The organism is Pseudomonas sp. DWRC2-2, assembly GCF_049897885.1.
GTDB classification, from domain to species: Bacteria; Pseudomonadota; Gammaproteobacteria; order Pseudomonadales; family Pseudomonadaceae; genus Aquipseudomonas; species Aquipseudomonas azotoformans_A.
Window position 1 is genome coordinate 46,524 of sequence record NZ_JAFCXD010000011.1, and the last position, 22,157, is coordinate 68,680.

Here is a 22,157-nt window from a genome sequence, read left to right on the forward strand (position 1 = left end):
TGCAACTCGAAAAAACAGGGTAATCTGCGCCATCGCAGGGAGAACGCGTTTTTTCAGGAGCAGGCATGACACATTTTACGGGCACTGCAAAATCGATCCGTCTGATTGGTGGGGCCCGGGTATTGGACTTTATCAATACCACCAATGGCCGTCGTCCCGGCACTTCGCTCAAGGTCATGGAAGAGCGGCTCACCAGCTTTCAGTTCTTCTTCGAATGGGCATTGCATGCGTCGTTGATCTCGGCCCGAGAGTTCGACGACTACAAACCGATGGTGTTTGCCTCCTCCATGGCTTACCAGCCGGACCTGGACGCGATCATTGCGTTCAGGGAATGCCTGTACGCGGTGTTCTATCCGTTGTCGTTACAGGGTGCCGCGCCCGATGAGGCTTTGCAGCAGATCAACCAGGTGTTCCAGCAAGGTGTTGCCTGGCGGGTGCTGCGGTCCGTGGAGGGCAAGCCTGCCTGGGCGTGGAAGCCCTGCGCGACGGCTCAGGAGCTGACAGCTATGGTGCTCGGGCGCCTGGCCATTGAGGCCACGCAGTTACTGATGTCCGGTGATCTGCACGCGTTGCGCATTTGCGGTGCCGCTGACTGCGACTGGGTGTTCTTCGACATCTCCAAGAACAAGCAGCGCAAATGGTGCCAGATGAGTGTGTGTGGTAGCCGCGAAAAACTCAGCCGTCTCAAGCAGGTGGGCAGCACGCAATAGTTTCCAGGTGTACGACGGGTAGCAATTGCTCCACTTAATAGGAAGCATTACTATTCACGCCCCGCCTCCCCAGTGCACCCGCGATGATCCCTCAGCCGCCCCGCAGAACAGGCTTTTTCGAACATTACGAAGAGTTGATCGGAACCTGGACGCGCCGCCTGAGAAACCGTCAACAGGCCGAAGACCTGGCCCATGACACCTTTGTGCGGGTGCTGGAGTCGAAATCCGATCAGGTGGAGCAACCGCGCGCCTACCTGCATCAGACCGCGCGCAATATCGCAGTGGACGCCTATCGACGCGAAGATCGGCGTGAAGCCATCACGCTGGAAGCCTTTGATCAGTGCTCGCCCCACAGCGGCGACCCGGAGCATTTCATGCACGCGATCCAGTTGGCGGACTCCATCGAGCGGGCCTTGGCCGAGCTGCCGCTCAACTGCCGCAAGATTTTCATCTGGCAGAAGATCGAAGGCCTGACCCAGCAGGAAATCGCCGAACGCCTGGGGCTGTCTAAAAACATGGTGGAAAAGTATATGATCCGCACCCTGCGGCATCTGCGCGACCGCCTGGACGCGATGGCGCCATGACTGCCCGCTTTGAAACAGGATCTTCCATGATGGATAACCGTGCCCGAGACGAAGCCGCGCAATGGTTTGTGCGCCTTCAAGACACCGAGTTTAGCGCTGCCGAGCGCCAGCGCTTTGATGCGTGGCGCAACGAGCATCCCGATCATCAATACGAATTTGATGTGCTACAAGGCCTGTGGAGTGCCACCGATTTGCTGCCCAAGGCACGCTTGCAGGCGTTATGCGAGGCCCCGGTGGAACGACCCAAGCGCCGCGCCGTGTTGCGTTACGCGGTGGCCGCCAGTGTGGTCGCCGTCGCGTTGGGCTTGGGGCTGTTCAGCGGGCTCGATCATCCCAAACCCTACAGTGCCGAGTTCAGCACGCGCCTGGGTGAACATCGCCAGGTGGCCTTGCCCGACGGTTCGGTGATGGACCTCAACAGCCGCAGCGTGGTTGCGGTGCGTTATGAAAAGGGCCGGCGCGGCGTGGAACTCAAGCAGGGCGAGGCAATGTTCAGCGTTGAGCATGACACCACTCGACCCTTTGTAGTGGCCGCTGGGGCAGGGCAGGTGACGGTGACCGGCACGCGCTTTGATGTGCGTCGTGATGACGACCAGACTCGCGTGATGGTCGAGGCCGGCACTGTGAAAGTGCAAGGGCATTCACCGGACAAGGTGGTCACGTTGACGGCAGGCCTGGGGACCCACGTCGACAACACAGGATCGGTGGCTGTTGCCTACGCAGTGAACACTGAAGAATTGACCGCCTGGCGCACGGGCAAGCTGGTCTTCAACAACGCGTCGCTGGGCGAAGTGGTACGGGAAGTTTCGCGCTATCGCGAGCAACCGCTGCGGGTCAGTACGCCCGCGGTGGGCAACCTGCGCCTGACCAGCGTGTTCAAGGCCAATGACACCGACGCCTTGCTCAAGGCCTTGCCGCATATCCTGCCGGTGGCCTTGCGCACCTTGCCGGACGGCAGCCAGGAAATTATTTCACGCTGACATTCAGGTTTTTTTCGAGTTCTTCGTCTTCTCCTGCAACTGCAACTGGTTTGCATTAACAGCCGCATACTCTTGCGATCACAGGACTAGGTTCGACGTGAAAAAACTTGCCGTTAACAACAATAAAATCTCCCGCTGGGCGCCGCTGGCCCTGGCGCTTGCGGTCAGTGCCGCGCTGCCTACGGCCGACGCCGCCGACGCCATTCACATCCAGGCCCAGCCCTTGGGCGCGGCGCTGAGCCAATTGGGCCAGCAGACTGCCCTGCAAGTGTTCTTCAGCCCCGAGTTGGTCGCGGGCAAGCAGGCACCGGCGGTAGACGGCAACCTTTCCCCCGAACAAGCCCTGCGCCAATTGCTGCAAGGCAGCGGCCTGGACTACCAGATCGACGCCGGTTCCGTGACCCTGCGCCCGCTGAACAGCGGCACCGGTGAAGCCGGCTCGCCCCTGGAACTGGGCGCCACCGATATCAAGGTGGTCGGCGACTGGCTCGGCGACGCCAACGCTGAAGTGGTGCAGAACCATCCCGGCGCACGCACGGTGATCCGTCGCGAAGCCATGGTGGAGCAAGGCGCAATGAACGTCGGTGACGTACTGCGTCGCGTGCCTGGCGTGCAGGTGCAGGAATCCAACGGCACTGGCGGCAGTGATATTTCCCTCAACGTCGGCGTACGTGGCCTGACGTCGCGCCTGTCGCCACGTTCTACCGTGCTGATCGACGGCGTGCCGGCTGCGTTTGCGCCTTATGGCCAGCCGCAGCTGTCGATGGCACCGATTTCCGCCGGCAACCTGGAGAGTATCGACGTGGTGCGCGGTGCCGGTTCCGTGCGTTATGGGCCACAAAACGTCGGCGGCGTGATCAACTTCGTGACCCGTGCCATCCCCGAGAAATTGTCCGGCGAAGTCGGCACCACCCTGCAAACCTCTGCCCACGGCGGTTGGAAGCACGTGGACAACGCCTTTATCGGCGGCACCGCCGACAACGGCATCGGCGCCGCTTTGCTGTACTCCGGGGTCAATGGCAACGGTTACCGCAACAGCAACAATTCCAACGACATCGACGACGTCATCTTCAAGACCCACTGGGCGCCGACCGATCAAGACGACTTCTCGCTGAACTTCCACTACTACGACGCCAGCGCCGATATGCCCGGCGGCCTGACCCAGAAGCAGTTCGATGCCAACCCGTACCAATCGGTGCGTGACTGGGACAATTTCAGCGGACGCCGCAAGGACGTATCCTTCAAGTACATCCGCCAGATCGACGACCGCACCCAGGCCGAAGTGCTGACTTATTACTCCGACAGCTTCCGCGGCAGCAACATCGCCAACCGCGACCTCAAGACGATCGGCTCCTACCCGCGCACCTACTACACCTTTGGCATCGAGCCACGGGTGTCCCATGTGTTCGACGTAGGCCCGAGCACCCAGGAAGTCAGCCTGGGCTATCGCTACCTCAAGGAAGGCATGCATGAGCAGGCCACCAGCCTGAACCTGGTCAACAATGTGCCGACGCCGGGTGGGCAGAGCGACGGTCACGTCTACCAGGACCGCACCGGGGGCACCGAGGCCAACGCGTTCTATATCGATAACAAGGTCGATATCGGCAAGTGGACCATCACGCCGGGCATCCGCTTCGAAGACATCCGTACCGAATGGCACGATCGCCCGGTGGTTGCCTTGAACGGCACGCGTACCCAGGAAAAACGCCGCGAAGTCCACAACAATGAACCGCTGCCGGCACTGAGCGTGATGTACCACGTCTCCGACGCCTGGAAACTGTTCGCCAACTACGAGACGTCGTTTGGCAGCCTGCAATATTTCCAACTGGGCCAGGGCGGCACCGGCGACCAGACCGCGAATGGTCTGAACCCCGAAAAGGCCAAGACCTACGAGGTGGGTACGCGCTACAACGACAATGTGTGGGGCGGCGAACTGACGTTCTTCTACATCGACTTCTCGGATGAGCTGCAATACGTCAGCAACGATGTGGGCTGGACCAACCTCGGTGCGACCAAGCACACCGGCATCGAAGCGTCCGCCCACTATGACCTGTCGAACCTGGACCCGCGCCTGGACGGCCTGACCGCCAATGCCGGCTTCACCTACACCAAGGCCACCTCGGAAGGCGACGTACCGTTCAAGGGCCGTGACCTGCCGCTGTACTCCCGTGAAGTGGCCACCTTGGGCCTGCGCTATGACGTCAACCGTTGGACCCACAACCTGGATGTGTACGCCCAGTCGGGCCAGCGTGCGCCAGGCACGACCAGCACTTACGTCACCCAGGGCACGGCTGACGGTCAGTACGGTGATATCCCCGGTTATGTCTCGGTCAACGTGCGCAGCGGTTATGACTTTGGCGAACAGTTGTCCAACCTGAAATTGGGTGTGGGCGTAAAAAACGTCTTTGACCAGCAGCACTACACCCGTTCCAGTGACAACAATGCCGGGCTGTACCTGGGCGAGCCTCGAACCTTCTTCGTACAGGCCAGCGTCGGGTTTTGATTGAAATGTTGCCGCTCTTCCTGCTCGGGTTGAGCGGCACTGCCTGCCGATAGAGTGGCTTGTCTCTCACTCGATCAGATGTTCTTCCTACTTCGATTCTGGTTACTTTCAGCGGTCTCAGGAACCGGTTCCCACCGTTCGGCCACACAGGATATGCCTGCCTTCGCTGGTTACCTTGACGACTCAAGGCCAGGCACCTGAATAGACCGAACTGGAGAACTGGAATGTCGGTATCAGCATACAATCAGAGCGTCGCTCTTTCCCCCGATAACGCCTCCCTTGGAGATGCAAAACCCGCTGCCGAGCGGTCTGTCACCGGGTCAAATGTCCAGGTCACGGTAGGCGTCAATTTCACTGCGCAGTCCAATCAAGCCGGACCGATATTCGGTAGCCCGCCGCCGCGGCCGTTGCCCGGAAACCTGCGTCCGAATCCTGGCCCGCCGCCGCGTCCGACGCCGACGTTGCCGGACCCTTATTACTCGAAACAGAGCAACGAACAACTGGCGCAAGGCCTCTTGAATAATTATGGCGCGTTCAAGGGACGCTGGCCTTCGCGCGACATCACGCAACAGAGCCTGCAGAAAGTCGCCAATCAACCGTTGACCGGCAATCCTTACAAAGACCCGAACATACGACTGGCGAACGAACTGCTGCGGCGCCCCGGACTGCTGCAATCCCTCGATAGAAATGGCAGCACCGGTGCTCTGGATGGTCGTTTGTCCAAAGACGATATCAGGAGCTTTGTTCGCTCGGACAATCCGCTGAAACTGAGTGACGACAAGCAAATCATCCAAGACGTACTGAACAATTTCAATGCGTTGAAAGGAGGGTACTTCAGCAGCACGATAAAACTCAGGGATCTTAATGCACGTGCGATGCAACCGTTGACCGGCAATCCGTACAACGACCATCTCACCCAGCTTTCGCGGGAAGTCATGGCGCGCTCTGATCTGAGGTCAGCGATGGATAACATCTACAGTTGGCAGCGCGATGGCAGGATTTCTCGCCAGGAACTCTACACATTGCTTCGTTAGACCCGGGTCCCCTGCTGTGCACTACACGGCTGGGGGCTACAAGTGCTGGCGCAGCCAATACACCCCAATCATGTGGAACTGTTCGCGAAGACGTACCACAAAGACAATATCCACCGGCCATTGAATGCCGATGGGGGCCTTCATCTACCGGATTAGGTCTGGACCATGAACTCGACATCATTTGATTCCCGTCACTCTCCGTATACCGCATCGACCGTGACTGCACTGGCGCATGAGGCGCAAAACTCCAGAAAACCTCAAGAGCTGAACCTCACATCCTCACCCAGGTTCAGCTTCAAGGCGCCCACCGCCGAGGATTTTGACAAAGGTTCTCGTTTGTTTACGGAGCAGTCGGCGCCCAACCCTGTGTTTTCAATGTTAGCGAGCCTTTGGAGCAAGGTGTCCCGGCGCTAGGTTTCACCCTGTCACACAGCAGGATTTTCCAGAGCATGGGTGCGCGGCAGGGCAGTTGGTTACAAGCGCTTAAGATTCCGAGGGGCATATCCAGTGTTTTGGACGACCCTCTTCGGAACCCTTGTTTTCTCAGGACCACTCAATCGCTGCTTGTGCCATCTTGATTTCGAGGCCCTTTCGAGGATCAGGCAATCAAGACCCAGGCTACGGAATCTAGATAGGGTGGAGGTGAGTCATGATTGGTAGTGTCAATAATCTGAGCTATACGCAAGCAGCTGGGTCCAACACACCTGAGCCAACGGGGAGTGGTCAGTCTCGCTTTGAGGTCGATGCCCGTGCACTGGGTAAGGCGCTGCCGGCCACGCAGCCAATCAACCCCCGTTTCGCGAACGGCGCCGACCGGCACTTCGACGGCCAGAACCTGTATGGAGGCATGACGAAAGTTGGCAACCCCTTCGTCAGCTCGGACGACCATCTGCTGGCGACCGACTTGAAAAACAACCTGTCATTGCTGGACGCTTTCAAGAAGGATGGCCGACTGACCCAAGGTTCATTGCAGGAGATCGCCAAAGAAGAACCCAGCAGTAGCAAAGTCTCTGAGCGCACCATCATGTTGGCGCGAGAGATACTCAACCGACCTCGATTGAACGATGCGATCACCGCAAAGGGCGGTGAAATCACGCATGACAGCTTGACCAAGGCAGGCGACTCGCAGATTGGCAATACCAACCCCAATACGCAGAGCGCGGACCCGTTCCATGCGAAAACCGATGCTCAGGTTGTCCAGGCGTTCAAGGGCATGTTTGATGACTGGCGGGACAAATCGGAAGACCGCACGTTCTTTTTCGGTACACAAAGGCATCGGTACGTGAATAAAGACACGATTATTGAAATCGCCAAGGATCCCAATCAAATAGGCAATAACGGTGAACCTCTGCGGGATGTGCGCACCGGGTTTCCTTTGAAAAAGTACAGCGAGCAACAGGTGTACCTGGCCAAGAACCTGATGGAGAGGCCGGGTTTGATGGCCTCTCTGGACAGTTACAAAGCCAATGGTTACAGCCCTTTCGGAAGCCTGAATGACGATGGCTGGCTGAAGAACTACAGCATTGATCGCTGGCTTGAAAACGATAAAGAAGAGAAGGGGAAGTAGCCTACGCAAGCCCGCATGAGCCGCTTGAAGGACACAATCTGCTCATGCCGCTTGGTGTTCATACGCGCAGTATCTTCCCGCTCACCGCCACCGCCGCCAGCAGCACACCGATCAACAGGAACGCAGTCGCCAGGCTGCTGCCATGGGCGATGAACCCGATCACGGCCGGTCCAGCCAATATCCCCGCATAGCCCAGGGTGGTAATGGCCGGCACGGCGATATGTTCTGGCATGACCGTCTGCTTGCCGACAGCGGTATAGAGCACTGGCACGATGTTGGAGCAACCGGCGCCTATCAATGCATAACCCAGCAGGGCCATTTCCCAAGCCGGTGACAAGGTGGCGAGGAATGTGCCGGCGGCCGCCAGCGCGCCGCCGGACACAATCACCCGGGTAGCGCCCAGCCGACGCACGATGGCATCTCCGGTCAATCGACCCGCAGTCATGGTCAAGGCAAAGGCCGCGTAACCCAGTCCCGCATAGGCTTCGTCCAAGCCGCGTTCGGCACTGAGGAACACCGCGCTCCAGTCGAGTACCGCACCTTCGGCCAGGAACACGATAAAACACAGGCAACCGATGAACAGCACCACGCCGTGGGGCACGGCAAACGCCGGGCCCGAACTCTCGCTGCCGTAGGGCAGCAGGTGCGGCGCGGCCTTGAGCAGTGCCGCCAGCGTGATGACGATCACCACCAGGGTCGCTTGCAGTGGCGAAAGTCCTAGTCCTAGTAACGCTGAAACGCCCGCTGCACCGACAATCCCACCCAGGCTGAACAGCCCGTGAAAGCCTGACATCATGGTCTTGCCGCTGGCCCGCTCGACGATCACCGCCTGTAGGTTGACGGTGGAATCCACCGTGCCCAGGCCGGCGCCAAACAGAAACAACCCGGCCATCAATAACGGAATAGAACTGACCGTCGCCAGCATCGGCAATGCCAGGCAGATCATGATCGTCCCGGCGCTGAGCACGCGTCGGCAGCCAAAACGTGAGGCCAACGCACCGGCGGCAGGCATGGCGATGATCGAACCGACGCCCAGGCACAACAGCAGCAGGCCAAGAGTGCCTTCGCTCAAATCGGCACGGGCCTTGGCATAGGGCACCAGCGGCGCCCAGGCTGCGATGCCGAAGCCGGCAATGAAGAAAGCGATACGGGTCGACATTTGCTCCAGCCGCCCGGGAACCACGGGCGCTGAGGTGGGGATGGCAGTCATGAAAAATCCTTGGTTTTGCGTTCTACGAACGATGTCCGGCGTGACATCCTTGCACATCAGGCCATGGGGCGCGAGCCGCGTTCCCTTGAGATGGCGATGGTCATGAATTTTATTTTTACACATCTGGAACGTCACGACGGTTCGTCGCCACACAAGCAGTATCGAGTGCGTAGGAGACGGTCTGGAAGGTGCGTAATCCCTGTGGGGGCTTTTGAACCCCTGGGTTCTCGCGGTGGATTACCACCTTCCAGGCCGCCTCCCGCTGTAGGTCGCTTCTGTAATACGCTGTTGTCTCAATATTCAGGCAACGACAAGGACCCACCGATGAAGATCTTCAGGTGCACAGCGGCATGACCCTTTTCTACGACGCCCGCGGCAACATCTACGGTGTGGTCAGCCCGACCTCATTGAGAAACATGGGCATTGATGTGCCCGAGAACGCTGCACAGGCCGCGTACACTCGCAACGTCTGGACCTCGTCGGCCATCGCGTCCGAATGCGAATGGGGCTCAATGCCACGTCCGGTTGGTGCCAAGGCCCATCGCTGTGATGGCTTGCTGGTCGGGCCGTTCCAGGCCGAGCCGCCATTTGACCTGCTGATCGTCAACACCGACGGTTCCCTGGCCGAGCGCAGTGGCAACGGCCTGACGATTTTCGCCCAGGCACTCACTGACCAGGCCCTGATGAGCGAGGCCTGTGAGTTGCGGGTGCACCACGACAAATCGGACGCGGTCTCACCTGTGTCGACTTGGGTTGAACCGGCAGTCCGTGAGCAGGTTTCAGGGTTCTGGCTTGAGTTGGGAGCCCCCGCTTTCGGGGCTGCGGCAGTGGGGGCGCAGGCGGATGTGAATGACACTGAACGGAGCCATGTGAGCGAGTTGGCGGCGATCAACCCCCAGTGGGCAACCAGCCAATTCGTGCGGGTGGGCAACCCCCATTGTGTGACGCTGGTCGAGCGGGTATCTGCATTGCCGGATAACGCACAGATGCAGCAGCCGGCCCTGTTCGAGCCCTTGAAGAACATTGCGTTTGCGCCCCCGGCGGGTGGTGGTCGGCCTTGTGCGGCAGGCGTCAACTTGCAATGGGCGGCACGCCAGCCCGGCAATCGAGTCATCGCGCGGGTCTTCGAGCGAGGAGAGGGACCCACCGCGTCTTCCGGAACCAGCGCCAGTGCGGTGGCTTGTGCGGCGTGGCGGGCGGGCTGGGTCGAGAGTGGCGAGGTAGCAGTAGTGATGCCTGGTGGCATTGCGCCGGTTCGCTTGCACACCGAGGGCGAGACGGTACTGAACGTCAGTCTGTTCGGGGCCGCAGAGCCGCAACCGTGAAGTTGTTTAACGGCTGATACTGTGATTCGGTGTCGGCTGTTTCTATATCGGTTAGTCATGTTGATGAATTGCGGTGTAGGGCGTTTCTTGTTCATAAACAGTGTTTCATGGGCTCGTTTTATTATCTTGTAAAAGATACTTCTAACTTCGTCGTACGAAACTTCTGTTTTATTTTGGAACGGCCGATTTTCGCCCGGAATAGCTAAGCTTTGAGATATTCAAGCGCTTGCTCTTGCTGACTGATTCGATGTCCAGCAAGGGGAAGTATCTCAGGGTTTTCATTCATTAACGGCGGGTGCCCACGGATGGTTAACGCGTTTGTTTCGTCACGTTTCAATTTGGTTCTTCCACAGATAAACACTGCTTTGCAAGTCCTGGCATTCAAAGGTAATGAAGTCCTCGATCAACCCTTTTTCATCCATATACAGGTGGTCAGCGAAAACCCTTCCCTTGATCTGGAGGCGCTGCTCCACCAACCCGCTTACCTGGATCTTGGTGAAGCGAACGAAGGCTTGCATGGGCAGGTTTACGCCATCGGACGGGACGACCCAGGTCGGCGCATCACGCGTTATCACCTGACCCTGGCGCCCCGGCTGGCCTGTCTTGCACATCGGCATGACCAGAGGATTTTCCAGCAACGCAGTGTGCCGCAGATCATTGCGCAGGTCCTTGAGCAGCATGGCATCCTGGCGGATGCCTACGTGTTTGAACTTGGCCCGGTGGTTTATCCGGCGCGTACGTTCTGCGTGCAGTACGCAGAAAGCGACCTGCACTTCATCCAGCGGCTCTGTGAAGAGGAAGGCATTCACTACCATTTTCGTCACAGCCTAGACAATCATCTGCTGGTATTTGGTGATGACCAGACGGTGTTTGGGCGTTTACCCGGGCAACGCTATAGCGCTCCCGGCGGACCCCAAGTCGAGACAAGGGTTATCCAGCGATTCGACGTGCGCTTGGCCACCCGCAGCCAAAGGACGGTGCGCCGTGATTACGACTTCGAACATCCTTCCTTGCACCTGCACGACAGCGCAGGTGTCGCGTCGACACTCCCCCTTGAGGACTATCAGTACCCGGCAGGATTCACCGGTCATACCCGTGGCAAGCAATTGGCGCAGCGGGGCCTGGAGCGTCACCAGCGCGACCGGCATCGGGCATTGGGCAAGAGTGATCAGCCAGTGCTGCGCAGTGGGCACTTCCTTGAGATACGAGATCATCCCGATCCATCCTGCAACGACCTGTGGCTGATCACGTCGGTGCGTCATGAGGGTTATCAACCCCAGGTGCTGGAGGAAGCAACGCCGGCAACCGACGCGTTCCACGGCTATCGCAATCGCTTTACCGCAACACCTTGGCAGGCCGTGCGTCGGCCGTCTCTCAGGCATCCCAAGCCGACCATCAATGGCAGCCAGACCGCAACCGTGACCGGGCCCGCCGGTGAGGATGTGCATTGCGACGCCTATGGTCGGGTAAAGGTGCGCTTTCATTGGGACCGCCTGGACACTGCGGATGATAAAAGCAGTTGCTGGGTGCGAGTGGCATCTGGCTGGGCCGGTGACGGGTTTGGCGCAATGATGATCCCGCGTGTGGGCATGGAGGTGTTGGTGACCTTCCTGGACGGGGATCCCGACCGCCCGTTGATCAACGGCTGCCTGCCGAATGCGTTGCACCGGCCGGCCTATCCCTTGCCGCAGCACAAGACCCGTAGCGTTTTGCGCAGCCGCAGTTCCCTTGGGGGCGAAGGCGCCAACGAGATGTACCTGGAAGATCGCCGTGGCGAGGAGCTTGTCTACCTGCGTGCACATCGGGACCTGGAGCAAAGGGTCGGCCATGACAGTCGGTTGGAGGTCATGGGGGAGCGGCGAGAAGTCGTCCATGGCTTGAGCACGGCTCACTTGGAAGGCGAAGAACATCGCCACATCACCGGCGACCGCAAAGTGGTGCTCAAGGCCAATGACTACCTTGATGTACAAGGCGATAGCCGGACCCAGGTGGCGCAGACCCTGGTCATCGAGGCTGGGCAGCAACTTCACCTCAAGTCCGGTGCCAGCCTGGTAATCGATGCCGGTGCGCAGCTGAGTCTCAAGGCTGGTGGAGAGCATCTGGTCATCCAGGCTGGTGGCATTTTCAGCAGTCGTCCCATTGCCGTTGGCGGCTCACCGTCTGCGACCCCGTTGGCGAGCGCCTTGAGAATGTCCGGTGCGCCAGAGGTCTCCAAGGCACAAGGCTCGACCATGAACCTGGCCCGGCAACTGGGGGCGGACTACTGCCCAGTGTGCGAACGCTGCCGTGAAGGCCTCTGTGATCTGCCGGGGAGGGCTGCCTGATGCAGGACATGCCAGGCCAATGGATGGCCCAACAACAGCAGGCAGGGCGGCATCTGTGTTTGATCCTTGAGGGACAGAACGCCGCACGCGAACGACTGCTGGCGGTGCGCAGCTTGTCGGACTACCGCAGCTTCTATGGTGAGACTTTGCTGGCGGAACTCATGATGGAAGGTCCCGTCATCCTACTGCTGAAGCAGATGAGCGAGCCTGCATTACGAGACCTCTTGCAACAGCCCGAGGGTCACTGGGGCTGGCTGGGCAGCTTGCCAGGCGAGGACCTGACAAGCGTGACCCGGCACTGGCGCGACCGTTTGCTGACGGGGCCGGAGGGCGAGCAATCGCTGTACCGCTTTCACGACAACCGTACCCTCGCGCGTGCGCTGGACTATCTATGTCCTGAGCACTGGCCGGTATTCCTCGGCCCCTTGATCAGCCTGTGTTACTGGCACGAAGACCGCTGGCGAATGGCTGATAACCCGGCTCCCGGCGAGTATCCGCTGCCTGATCCGGTCCCTTGGCTGAACACACCCAACCCAAACGCCGAAGCGATCCTGCACGCCAATATCCTGCGTTATCTGTTGGCCGAACACAGCGAAGACCTAGTCGCATTGGTGGAATTCCAGGACCCGAAAATCTGGCTGAGCCAGGTGCTGGAGCAGGCACGTGCCTGGCAATGGCGGGGGCCGGAGCGATTGGAGTTTCTGGTGGTACGACGGTTGGAGGAGACCACCCGAAGCAGTGTCATTCGGTGGCAACCGTTGGTTGGGGAAGCACCGGCGGATCACTTTGAGCGGGTGGTGGAGCAGTGGCGAACAATGGAAGGAAAGGATGAATAAAGGAAGCCTGGGTGTATGGGGTGTGGTGGGGATGCTGGGGCTGACAGGGTGTGCGGGCAAGCCGGTTGATAGCTTTACGCTGGAGGTGGATCTGCCGGCGGAGTTCCGCTTCATCGGTGGTGCCAACTACGGGCCTGCGACAGGGGAAACCTGCATGTTGCCTAGGCGTCGGGGCAAGCGACCGGAGCGAAAGATTTTTATTGCGAGCTACAAGCCTGTGGCCGAACGCGTGAGTTTTCAGTTGCCGTTGAGTGAGATGATTGAAGGTTGCCCTACGGTTTTACGAAGTGTGGACTTTGATCTGTATGCGAAGTGGGGGAAGCGAGATACGGATGTTGGGGGAGACCTCACAGGTTTCCCAATTTTAGATGATTCGGACGTTGATGAATTGGGGATGCCAGCGACGGGGGTTCAGGAGTTGCATCGGCGTTGTCAGTGGTCGTTTCGGACGGTGGGGCCCCAGCACGCGATCATCAAGATTCTAAAATGCAGTTATGCGAGCAAAGTGAGTTCGTTGTCAGGTCTTGTGCAAAGAGATCAGCTACCAGGGAAAACGCTCAGGATGGTAGTGACTGTCGTTGGTGAGGAAGAACCCGCTGTTGGTGACAACTGGGTAGCAGTACCAGGCGGCTGGAAGCGTTGTAAAGGTAAAAACTTTGAGGATCTTTATGCGTTTTGTAACGGCAACACCTCCGACTTTAAACCAGTAAAAATGCCGGATGGTCGCGTCTGTGATGTCTATCCGTCATGTGAATAACAAGGAGCAAGGCCATGAAGCTGGATGCAAGGAAGCAAGCTTTTTTCAGTGATAGCAAACCAGCCTGTTCGTTGCGCGGGCATTGGGTGAGCTTTAGCCTGGTCGATGAACTGGGCGTGGGAACGTTATACGGTGGCCTGCCTTACACCGTCTACGATAGTGCAGGGCAGGAGTACAAAGGCAGGCTCAATGGAGAAGGGTTTGGCAAGGTGCAAGATATTTACTGTGGGCCCGTGGTACTTATTTTTGATGACCTGTATTCAGGCGAAGAGCAGCCATATCATTGGCTGATGTTGCGTTCTACCTACAAGCTCCCTATCACCGAGCTTCAAGTTCGGGCTGAGCAGGCTCGCTTTGCTGCCGCTGATGGTCAGCGCCCCAAAAGTAATCCTGCTCAGCAAAAGGCCAACCGGTTCTATCAGGTGGAAGTGCGTGATTTAGTCCGGCATGTCGCCCACTTGCCACCGATTGCACCTCGGAGTCATGAGCCCCAGCGGCACGCATTGAAAATGATGGGCGACCTGGGGTTCGGACCACCCCAATCAAACTTGGCGGGAATCGTATTGTTTCCCAACAACCACACCGCTCTGGAGGTTCGACCACTACGGGCCTTCCGTCCGATACTTTCAACCGACGACAGCTTTTGCGCCTTGAATCTCTATCAACTAGCATTGATGGCGACTTTGAGTTACTGCAATTTCGGTCAGGAGCCATCTAAAAGTCCCCAAGACCAAGTTGGCTTCCCCCACGATCCCAGTGTTGGGCATCTATTCGCTGAAAGTCTTTCGGGTTACCAACAGGCTTGGCGGTTTGATGCAGAACAAGTGAAGCGTTTCTACCCCATTTACGAAGAGGTCTCTTACTCTCAGCGCTTCGAGATTCTGCCCTTCGATCCCTCGTTGTACCCACAAAACCGACCAGAGCTTAGGGAAAAGCAAGAACATCCAGCGCGGTTGCATTTTTTCGATGATGAGCATTTTGGTACAGATACCCAAGCGTTTATCACCCACCACGATGAAGCAATCCTGATTGCAGTGCGTGGAACTGCCAGCGCCGCAGACGGGATGCGAGATGCAAACGCCCATCAGGTCCCTTTCACAGAAGGTGTCGGCAAGGCCCACCAAGGTTTTTATCAGGCTTACCGGGCAATGCGTGATTTCGTGCTGCGGTATCTCGATCAATTCCATACCGACCAACGAATAATCATCTGCGGCCACAGCCTTGGCGGTGCAATTGCCTTGTTATTGGCAGAAGGGCTACGTCGTACCCAGGACCGTAACTACAACATCCTCCTCTACACCTACGGCGCCCCCCGTGCCGCCGACTCCGAATTTACCGAGGGCGCCTCAACCCTGGTCCACCATCGCATCGTCAATCACAACGACCCCGTCCCCAGCGTGCCGGCCCCGTGGATGAACACCACCGCCAAACTCTGGATCCCCGGCGCCATCACCCTGTTCAGCGCCCCCGCGCCGGGCGGCCTGCTGTTCGCCGCCGGTTTGGTTCGCCTTGGTGGAAACCCTTACCAACACCACGGCGAACAACACCACTTCATGCCGATCATGCTGCCAGACGGCATACAGTCTTCGGTGTTGTGGAAGCCCGGTTGTGAGTCCATCCAGGAGGCGGGTTGCAACCGAGCCTTGCAACTCCATGGCGATATGCCCGAGCGGGATAACCTGCTGAAACAGCTGTTCCAGGCCAACCAGCACTTCATGACTGCCAGCTACATCCCGGCGGCCTGGGCGACGCTCCGTCGCTGGCAACAAACCCAGGAAAGCAACGGCCCGCTGGTCACGCCAAGAGAGTTCGAGTTGCTCGACCTGGCACTTGAAACCATGCGCGAGCAACTGCGCAACAAGCGTCGGGAGCTGGCCCGTCTCAGGCCCGCCAACGATCGGGGCTATGAACATCATGATGCCTTGAACAGCGAGATCGACCGCTTGCACACCAGCCGTGAGCGCCTTGCGACCCTGCGCTGGCGACGCCTGGAAGCCCGTGATGTCTACGGCAGCCAGGCCCATAGCGCCCACTTGCAACCCAGCCTCAAGCGCTGGTTCAGCCACCGTGAAAACCGTGAACTGTCGCAAGTCGCCCGCATTCCTCCCGCGTTGCATCACGAATGGGGGAGGGCGCAAACGCTGGATATCGACTCGATCGTCTGAGCCTGGCGTTTACACAAACTCCACCTGCGCCGGCTGACGCTTCATCAACACCTTGCCGTTGCGGATCGAGTACAGCGGCAAGCCCTGGCTGCGAATGACCTCATAGTCGCTGTCCGCCGAGAGGATCAACAGGTTGGCTGGCCGTCCGGGCTCCAGGCCGTAACGCTCACCCAGGGCCATGGCCTTGGCGCTGTTGTCGGTCACCAGGTCCAAGGCGCTTTGCAGGTTGCGGTAGCCGAGCATGTGGCAGATGTGCAAACCGGCTTCCAATACCCGCAGGATGTTGCCGTTGCCCAGGGGGTACCAGGGATCGACGATGGAGTCCTGGCCGAAACACACGTTCATGCCGGCTTCCAATAGTTCATTGACCCGGGTGACACCACGGCGTTTCGGGAAGCTGTCGAAGCGGCCTTGCAGGTGAATGCTCTCGGTGGGACAAGAGACGAAGCTGATCCCCGAGTGCCCCAGCAGACGGAAGAGTTTGGCGCAGTAGGCGTTGTCGTAGGAGCCCATGGCGGTGGTGTGGCTGGCGGTGACGCGGGCCCCCATGTCGCGGCTGCGGGCTTCTTCGGCCAGCACTTCGAGAAAGCGCGAGTGCGGGTCGTCGGTTTCGTCGCAATGCACGTCCACCAGGCAGCCGGTACGTTCGGCCAGGTCCATCAGGAACTTCACCGAACTCACGCCCTGGTCGCGGGTGTATTCAAAGTGGGGGATGCCACCGATCACGTCGGCGCCCAGGCGGATGGCTTCTTCCATCAGTTCGCGGCCGTTGCGATAGGACTCGATGCCTTCCTGGGGGAATGCCACGATCTGCAGGTCGATCAGGTGCGTGCTTTCTTCACGTACTTGCAGCATGGCCTTGAGCGCGGTGAGGTCCGGGTCGGTGACGTCAACGTGGGTGCGCACATGCTGGATCCCGTGGGCGGCGAGGGCCTGGATCGTCTTCTTGGCGCGGGTCTTGGTGTCTTCCTGGGTGATGGTGGCTTTGCGTTCGCCCCAGCACTCGATGCCTTCGAAGAGGGTGCCGCTCATGTTCCAGCGCGGTTCGCCAGCGGTCAGGGTGGCGTCGAGATGGATATGCGGCTCGACGAAAGGCGGGATCACCAGATTGCCGGCTGCGTCCAGGTCGTCGGCCGCCGCAATCGTTGACCCCGATTGCAATGTGATATTGGCGATCCGGCCATGTTCCAGGTGCAGATCATGCAGGCCTTCACGGTTGCGCAGGCGGGCGTTGATGATGTGCATGGGCAAGTTCCTCTTGGCTAAAAACAATCAGGCGGACAGTCGCCAGATCATCAGCGCGATACCGATGTCCAGGCGATCATAAGCATTATCCAGCGTCAGCCCGCACAGGGCTTCGATGCGCTGGACGCGGTGTGTCAGGGTGTTGCGGTGCACGGCCAGCCGCTGGGCGGCGGCCACAAGGTTACCATTCTCATGGAACCAGGCTTCCAGGGTGGGCATCAGGCTGGGGCCGTGGTGCAGGTCGTGGCGCAGCAATGGACCCAGGCGTTCATTCAGGAATTGGTCGAGCAGGGCGCGATCACGCACGCCGCTGAGCAATTTGAGTACGCCCAGTTCGTCGTACACGCATAACCCGGCGCGTTCGCTGAAGCGTCGTGCAGCCGCCAGCGCCTGGCGGGCCTCATCCTGCCCCTGGGCCAGGCGTGCCGGTGGGTGAGCGGCGGCGCTCAGGCCGATAAACAATTTGAGCGGTGCCAGGCGCAGGTTCAATGGGTTGAGCCAGTTGGCCAATTGCTGGCGGTTAGCCAATGCTGCGACAGCATCCGGAGCCGGGAGCAGCATCGTCCATTGCCCGGCCCGCCCCAGTACCGGCAAACCGGCCGAGAGTTGACGCAATCGACGGCTGATACCGTCATGTTGGCGGGCCAATTGCACCTCCACAGAAGCCGCATCACCCTGGGCAAACAGCAACTCACTGCCTTCCAGTTGCAGTTGAACCACCTGCCAATGCCCGGCCAATGCCATGCCCAGTTGTGACGCCCGATGCAGCAACAAATCCAGTGACTGGTAATCGCCGGTCAGCAAGCGCTCCAGCACATCATGCCGCGAGCGTCCCAATTGCTCGGACTGGATCAGCGCCGAGCCAATGGCCTGGGTCACCAGCACCATTTTCAACGAGTAGGGCTGTTCGATCAGCGGCATGCCGGCGGCTTCGGCGGCGTCGAGCAAACGCTGGGGAATCGCCTGGATATAAGCGGGCCCCGTCAGAATCACCAGTCCGGCCACCTGACGTTCGCAGGCTTCCTCCAGCAGTTGCAGCAGGTTGGTTTCGTCGCGTGGGTGATTGATCCCGGTGACGAACACTAGTTCGCCGCCCAGCACCCACTCAGCGATCCCGCTGTTTTCCGCCACATACGGCCAACGCACGCGATTATCCAGGCCAGCGGCGCCGGCACGCAGGTGCATGGACTCCAGGCCCGGCAAGGCCAGCACATCGGCGAGGGTCAGGCTCATGCCTGGGCGTCAGCCAAGGGCGCACGCACGCGCATTACGGCGGTGAGCACGATGTAGGTCAACGACGCGGCCACGATACCCACCAATGGAGCGACCCAAGGCGAGTTGAACGCCAGCAACGTGCCCACCCCATAGGCCACCAGCCCCGGCCAGTTGAATGCCGGCAGACGCGCATCCGCCAGGCGCGGGTAGTGGCCGCGATAGCGATAGAAGAAGTCCGCCATGATCACCCCGCCAATCGGCGGAATCACCGTGCCCAGTAGAATCAAGTACGGCACCAGCATGTCGTACATGCCAAGCAACGCCAGCAGCGTGCCGATCACCGCGCCGGCCAGGGTCACGGTCTTGCGGCGTTTGGTGCGCAGCAGGTTGCAGCCGGCCACCGCGAAGTTGTAGATGGTGTTGTCCTGGGTGCTCCAGATGTTGAGCAGCAACATGGCCATCGCCGCCATGGCAAAACCTTGCAGCAGCAACACTTCGACCACGTCCGGTTGCTGATAGACGATGGCACCGTAGGCGCCGATCAGCACCATCAAGCCGTTGCCTACGAAGAAACCGATCAGGCTGGCCAACACCGCCACCTTGGCCGAGCGCGAAAAGCGCGTCCAGTTGGTGGCCTGGGTCGCACCGCTGACAAAGGTGCCAAACACCAGGGTGATCGCCGTGGACAAGTCCAGTTCACCAGTCGGCACCACCGCCAGCAGCCCATCCAGCCCGCCGACTTTGACCGTGGCCACCCACATCGACAGAAACAGCAGGATACCCATGGCCGGTACCGCGATGTAGGACAGGATCTCCAGCCCGCGATAGCCAATGTACGCCGTGGCGCAGAACACCAGGCCGAACAGCACCATCAACGCAAGGACGCTGCCCTGGCCCAGCTCGAAATACTTGCCCAGCACCACGGCGGCCGTGGCGGTGCCCCAGGCGTACCAGCCGATCTGGGTGAAACCGAGGATCAAGTCACTGAGCTTGCTGCCCACTTCGCCAAAGCAGAAGCGCCCCATCAACACCGAATTCAGCCCGCTCTTGAAGGCAATGTAACCCAGGCCTGCGGCGTAAATGCCCAGCAGCAGGTTACCCATGGCTACGACGCCAAGCATGTCGGTGAAGCTGAACGCCACCCCCAGCTTGCCGCCAGCAAACATGGTCGCGGTAAAAAAGGTAAAGCCCAGCAGCACCATGGCGGTAGACGCCAGGCCTTTGCGCGCATGCATCGGGACTTCGCTGAGGGGGTAATCGTTGCCCGGTTCTTGCTGCGTCATGTGCTTGCTCCCTGAGTGAGTGACGCAGGCCTATTGCACCGCGCGTGCCAAACCGGCGGCAGTGATGTGCGCACGGCGGGCGCTGTGCACCGTGCACAGTATTTATAGCCAAACAGGGGAGAAACGCTGGAAGGAGTGTTCGCCGTGCCCAGTCGGGCACGAAAGCGGTGCAGCAGTGATACAAATTGGATCAGTCGAACAGCGTCTGGGTGGTCTGGCCACGATGGAAGGCGAATGCGGCTTCCAGGTCACTTTCAATGGTGCGCCCGCGGGACAGCGGCGGCAGCGCGTCCAGGCGGAAAAAGCCCACCTCGGTGGTCTCGAACCCCGCCATCGGCGCCGACTGGTCTACCGGTTCACAGAGGAAGTACAGCTTGTAGAAATCGCGCACATCCGGCCGATACAAGCCCTTGGCCTTGTGCGTCACGCTGTACAGGGCCCGCGCGGTCACCGTCAGCCCGGCTTCTTCGCGAATCTCCTTGACGATGTTTTCCGCCGCCGACAAGCCGATATCCGCATAACCCCCTGGCAGCGCCCAGCAGCCGTCGGTCAACTCCCGTACCAACAGAATCCGATCGCCTTGGATCACCGCACCGCGCACATCGATCATCGGCGTCGAGTAGCGTTTGGCGAAGTCCGTAACCAACCCGGTGATGCGCTCCAAGGGCACATTGCCCAACTGCGCGAGCATGCTGTGGGCAATCTCGGCAATTTCTTCCAGGCGCTCGCGCTCGAAATCATCGGTGCAAAAGTGCAGCCCCGTGGACGCCAACGCCTGCAAGCGTTTGGCCTGGGTCAGCCAAGTGTTCTCCATGGGTTACTCCGCGAGTTGTTTGGTCATGTACACCCGGCGCAGGCCGTGTTCTTTGGCCCGGTGGGTCTCGACATAGCCTCGACGGGTGTACAGCGTGATGTTCTCGGTCATGGCTTCGTTGGTGTATAGGCGAATGGCCATGAAGCCGGCATCGAGCGCTTGGCGTTCGGCAAAATCCATCAGCAGTCGGCCCAAGCCCAGCCCTTGGGCGTCCGGGGCGACCGCCAGGTTATCCAGCAACAGTGCGTCACCATCCGCCAGCAGCACAATAAACCCCTGAACCTGCCCGGCATGCTCCAGTACGTGCACGCCACCGGCCTGCACCCGCGCGCGGTAATCCTCCAGCATCGGCCCGGGCTTGCGGCCGATCCGCTTGATATACGGTGAATAGGCGGCCTGGACAATCGCCTCAATGGCAGCAACATCATCAGCAGTGGCGGGGCGCATCATTGCAGCGGGCTCCTCTGGACAGTCGATCAGTCTGCCGGCGCTTCGAAGATGCCTTCGATAGGCCGCTCGAACACCTTGGCGATCTTGAACGCCAAGGGCAAGCTTGGATCGTAGCGGCCGGTCTCGATGGCGTTGACGGTTTGACGCGACACCCCCAGGCGTTCGGCGAGGTCGGCCTGGGACCAGCCCAGTTCCGAGCGCAACTGGCGCATCAGGTTGTTCATTGGTAGCGCCTTGCGCCGATGATCGTGGCGACGCACCAGACGCCGCCCATGATCGGCCATACCATAAAGGCCGACAGCCGTGGGAAGCCAGCGGTTTCCAGGAAGCCATAGCTGAAGGTCGTCAGCGCCGTGCACACAAAGGCCACGGCCAGCGCGTCCAACTGGATCTTGCGGCCCATTTCATCCATGGCGTTCAGCCGACGGATGATCGCAATTGCCATGGCGATCATCGGGATGACCGGCAGCAAAGCCAGGGCAATTTTGCCGGCGCCGTCGGGTATGGACGACATGTAGGCACTGGAAACCACGACGCAGGCTATATACGCCAGCAGGGTCACGGTGAATTCCACTAAGGAGCGCTTGACCGACATAACCATCTCCATGAGTAAAAGGTGCTTTACATTAGGCGCAGGCTATTGGTGTGTCAAGGGTGCTTTACATGGATGACTGGCAGGCGCAAAAAAACCACCCGCAGGTGGTTCTTTTGCACGCAGCTGATTACTCGCCGCGATAGATGCAACCGCTGGTGCAGGTTTCGTGGATACGAATTGCACTGAGCTCAGGCAGCAGGGGCTTCAACTCGTTCCAGATCCACTTGGCCAGCACTTCGCTGGTTGGGTTTTCCAGGCCTGGGATGTCATTGAGGTAGTTGTGGTCGAGGCGTTCATAGAGCGGCTTGAAAATCGCCTTGATCTCCGAGAAGTCGCGAATCCAGCCGGTATGGGGATCCAGGTCACCGCTCAGGTGGATCGCCACCTTGAACGAGTGCCCATGCAGGCGCCCGCATTTGTGGCCTTCCGGTACGTGGGGCAGGCGGTGGGCGGACTCGAAGGTAAATTCTTTGAAGATTTCCACAGTGTTTTCAGCTCGGTCAGGTATCTGGCAGGCGGCGAGTTTAACAGCTTGAGCCATTGCCGCGCATACCGTCCCT

20 protein-coding genes are annotated in these 22,157 nt (G+C 59.5%); 11 read left to right on the top strand and 9 right to left on the bottom strand.

Annotated features, from left to right (window positions below):
* Positions 1-65: 65 nt before the first annotated feature.
* The 6 genes from ACP7EW_RS29370 to ACP7EW_RS29395 all read left to right on the top strand — a co-directional run bounded on the left by ACP7EW_RS29370 (position 66) and on the right by ACP7EW_RS29395 (position 7,378).
* Entirely contained in the window at positions 66-710 is a 645-nt protein-coding gene (locus tag ACP7EW_RS29370) for a CGNR zinc finger domain-containing protein (protein WP_177077853.1), read from the top strand.
* A gap of 83 nt (positions 711-793) precedes the next feature.
* Positions 794-1,294 carry a sigma-70 family RNA polymerase sigma factor gene (locus ACP7EW_RS29375; protein ID WP_426221629.1) on the top strand — a complete coding sequence of 167 codons (501 nt, stop codon included), beginning with the start codon at positions 794-796 and terminating at the stop codon, positions 1,292-1,294.
* A 26-nt stretch (positions 1,295-1,320) separates the two neighbouring features.
* Entirely contained in the window at positions 1,321-2,274 is a 954-nt protein-coding gene (locus ACP7EW_RS29380) for a FecR family protein (RefSeq protein ID WP_426221630.1), read from the top strand.
* Positions 2,275-2,371: 97 nt separating this feature from the next.
* On the top strand, positions 2,372-4,777 hold the full coding sequence (locus ACP7EW_RS29385; protein ID WP_426221631.1) for a TonB-dependent siderophore receptor: 2,406 nt from the start codon (positions 2,372-2,374) through the stop codon (positions 4,775-4,777).
* Between the two features lie 224 nt (positions 4,778-5,001).
* Complete coding sequence (locus ACP7EW_RS29390; protein ID WP_426221632.1) at positions 5,002-5,811, top strand: hypothetical protein; 810 nt, start codon at positions 5,002-5,004, stop codon at positions 5,809-5,811.
* 649 nt (positions 5,812-6,460) lie between these two features.
* Positions 6,461-7,378 (top strand): hypothetical protein, encoded by a 918-nt coding sequence (locus tag ACP7EW_RS29395; protein ID WP_426221633.1) that lies wholly within the window; start codon positions 6,461-6,463, stop codon positions 7,376-7,378.
* A gap of 58 nt (positions 7,379-7,436) precedes the next feature.
* Here the strand turns inward: ACP7EW_RS29395 and ACP7EW_RS29400 are convergent, their stop codons facing one another.
* Positions 7,437-8,588, bottom strand: coding sequence for an MFS transporter (locus ACP7EW_RS29400; protein WP_426221634.1), 1,152 nt, complete (start codon positions 8,586-8,588; stop codon positions 7,437-7,439).
* A 350-nt stretch (positions 8,589-8,938) separates the two neighbouring features.
* Between ACP7EW_RS29400 and ACP7EW_RS29405 the strand changes: the two genes are divergently transcribed.
* From ACP7EW_RS29405 to ACP7EW_RS29425, 5 genes are all read left to right on the top strand, one after another.
* The gene (locus tag ACP7EW_RS29405; protein WP_426221635.1) at positions 8,939-9,913 is read left to right on the top strand and encodes a diaminopimelate epimerase; all 975 of its coding nucleotides are present in this window, start codon (positions 8,939-8,941) and stop codon (positions 9,911-9,913) included.
* A 305-nt stretch (positions 9,914-10,218) separates the two neighbouring features.
* Positions 10,219-12,237, top strand: a complete 2,019-nt coding sequence (gene tssI / locus ACP7EW_RS29410; protein ID WP_426221636.1) for a type VI secretion system tip protein TssI/VgrG — start codon at positions 10,219-10,221, stop codon at positions 12,235-12,237.
* On the top strand, positions 12,237-13,073 hold the full coding sequence (locus ACP7EW_RS29415; protein WP_426221637.1) for a DUF4123 domain-containing protein: 837 nt from the start codon (positions 12,237-12,239) through the stop codon (positions 13,071-13,073). The genes tssI and ACP7EW_RS29415 overlap by 1 nt, the downstream gene beginning before the upstream one ends.
* Positions 13,066-13,830 carry a hypothetical protein gene (locus tag ACP7EW_RS29420; protein WP_426221638.1) on the top strand — a complete coding sequence of 255 codons (765 nt, stop codon included), beginning with the start codon at positions 13,066-13,068 and terminating at the stop codon, positions 13,828-13,830. Before ACP7EW_RS29415 ends, ACP7EW_RS29420 begins: the two co-directional genes overlap by 8 nt.
* A gap of 14 nt (positions 13,831-13,844) precedes the next feature.
* On the top strand, positions 13,845-15,995 hold the full coding sequence (locus ACP7EW_RS29425; RefSeq protein WP_426221639.1) for a lipase family protein: 2,151 nt from the start codon (positions 13,845-13,847) through the stop codon (positions 15,993-15,995).
* A 9-nt stretch (positions 15,996-16,004) separates the two neighbouring features.
* Here the strand turns inward: ACP7EW_RS29425 and codA are convergent, their stop codons facing one another.
* The 8 genes from codA to queD all read right to left on the bottom strand — a co-directional run bounded on the left by codA (position 16,005) and on the right by queD (position 22,081).
* Positions 16,005-17,240 (bottom strand): cytosine deaminase, encoded by a 1,236-nt coding sequence (gene codA, locus ACP7EW_RS29430; RefSeq protein WP_426221640.1) that lies wholly within the window; start codon positions 17,238-17,240, stop codon positions 16,005-16,007.
* Positions 17,241-17,267: 27 nt separating this feature from the next.
* Positions 17,268-18,473, bottom strand: a complete 1,206-nt coding sequence (locus ACP7EW_RS29435) for a PucR family transcriptional regulator (protein WP_426221641.1) — start codon at positions 18,471-18,473, stop codon at positions 17,268-17,270.
* Positions 18,470-19,738: a cytosine permease gene (gene codB / locus ACP7EW_RS29440; protein WP_426221642.1), complete on the bottom strand. Its 1,269-nt coding sequence runs from the start codon at positions 19,736-19,738 to the stop codon at positions 18,470-18,472. Before codB ends, ACP7EW_RS29435 begins: the two co-directional genes overlap by 4 nt.
* Positions 19,739-19,928: 190 nt before the next feature.
* A complete protein-coding gene (locus tag ACP7EW_RS29445) occupies positions 19,929-20,552 on the bottom strand; it encodes an NUDIX hydrolase (protein WP_426221643.1) in 624 nt (207 codons plus the stop codon).
* A gap of 3 nt (positions 20,553-20,555) precedes the next feature.
* Positions 20,556-21,002, bottom strand: a complete 447-nt coding sequence (locus tag ACP7EW_RS29450) for a GNAT family N-acetyltransferase (RefSeq protein ID WP_426221644.1) — start codon at positions 21,000-21,002, stop codon at positions 20,556-20,558.
* 26 nt (positions 21,003-21,028) lie between these two features.
* Positions 21,029-21,226 carry a helix-turn-helix transcriptional regulator gene (locus tag ACP7EW_RS29455; protein ID WP_016980040.1) on the bottom strand — a complete coding sequence of 66 codons (198 nt, stop codon included), beginning with the start codon at positions 21,224-21,226 and terminating at the stop codon, positions 21,029-21,031.
* The gene (locus tag ACP7EW_RS29460) at positions 21,223-21,597 is read right to left on the bottom strand and encodes a hypothetical protein (protein ID WP_426221645.1); all 375 of its coding nucleotides are present in this window, start codon (positions 21,595-21,597) and stop codon (positions 21,223-21,225) included. Before ACP7EW_RS29460 ends, ACP7EW_RS29455 begins: the two co-directional genes overlap by 4 nt.
* Positions 21,598-21,724: 127 nt before the next feature.
* Complete coding sequence (gene queD, locus ACP7EW_RS29465) at positions 21,725-22,081, bottom strand: 6-carboxytetrahydropterin synthase QueD (RefSeq protein WP_003190259.1); 357 nt, start codon at positions 22,079-22,081, stop codon at positions 21,725-21,727.
* Positions 22,082-22,157: the final 76 nt, after the last annotated feature.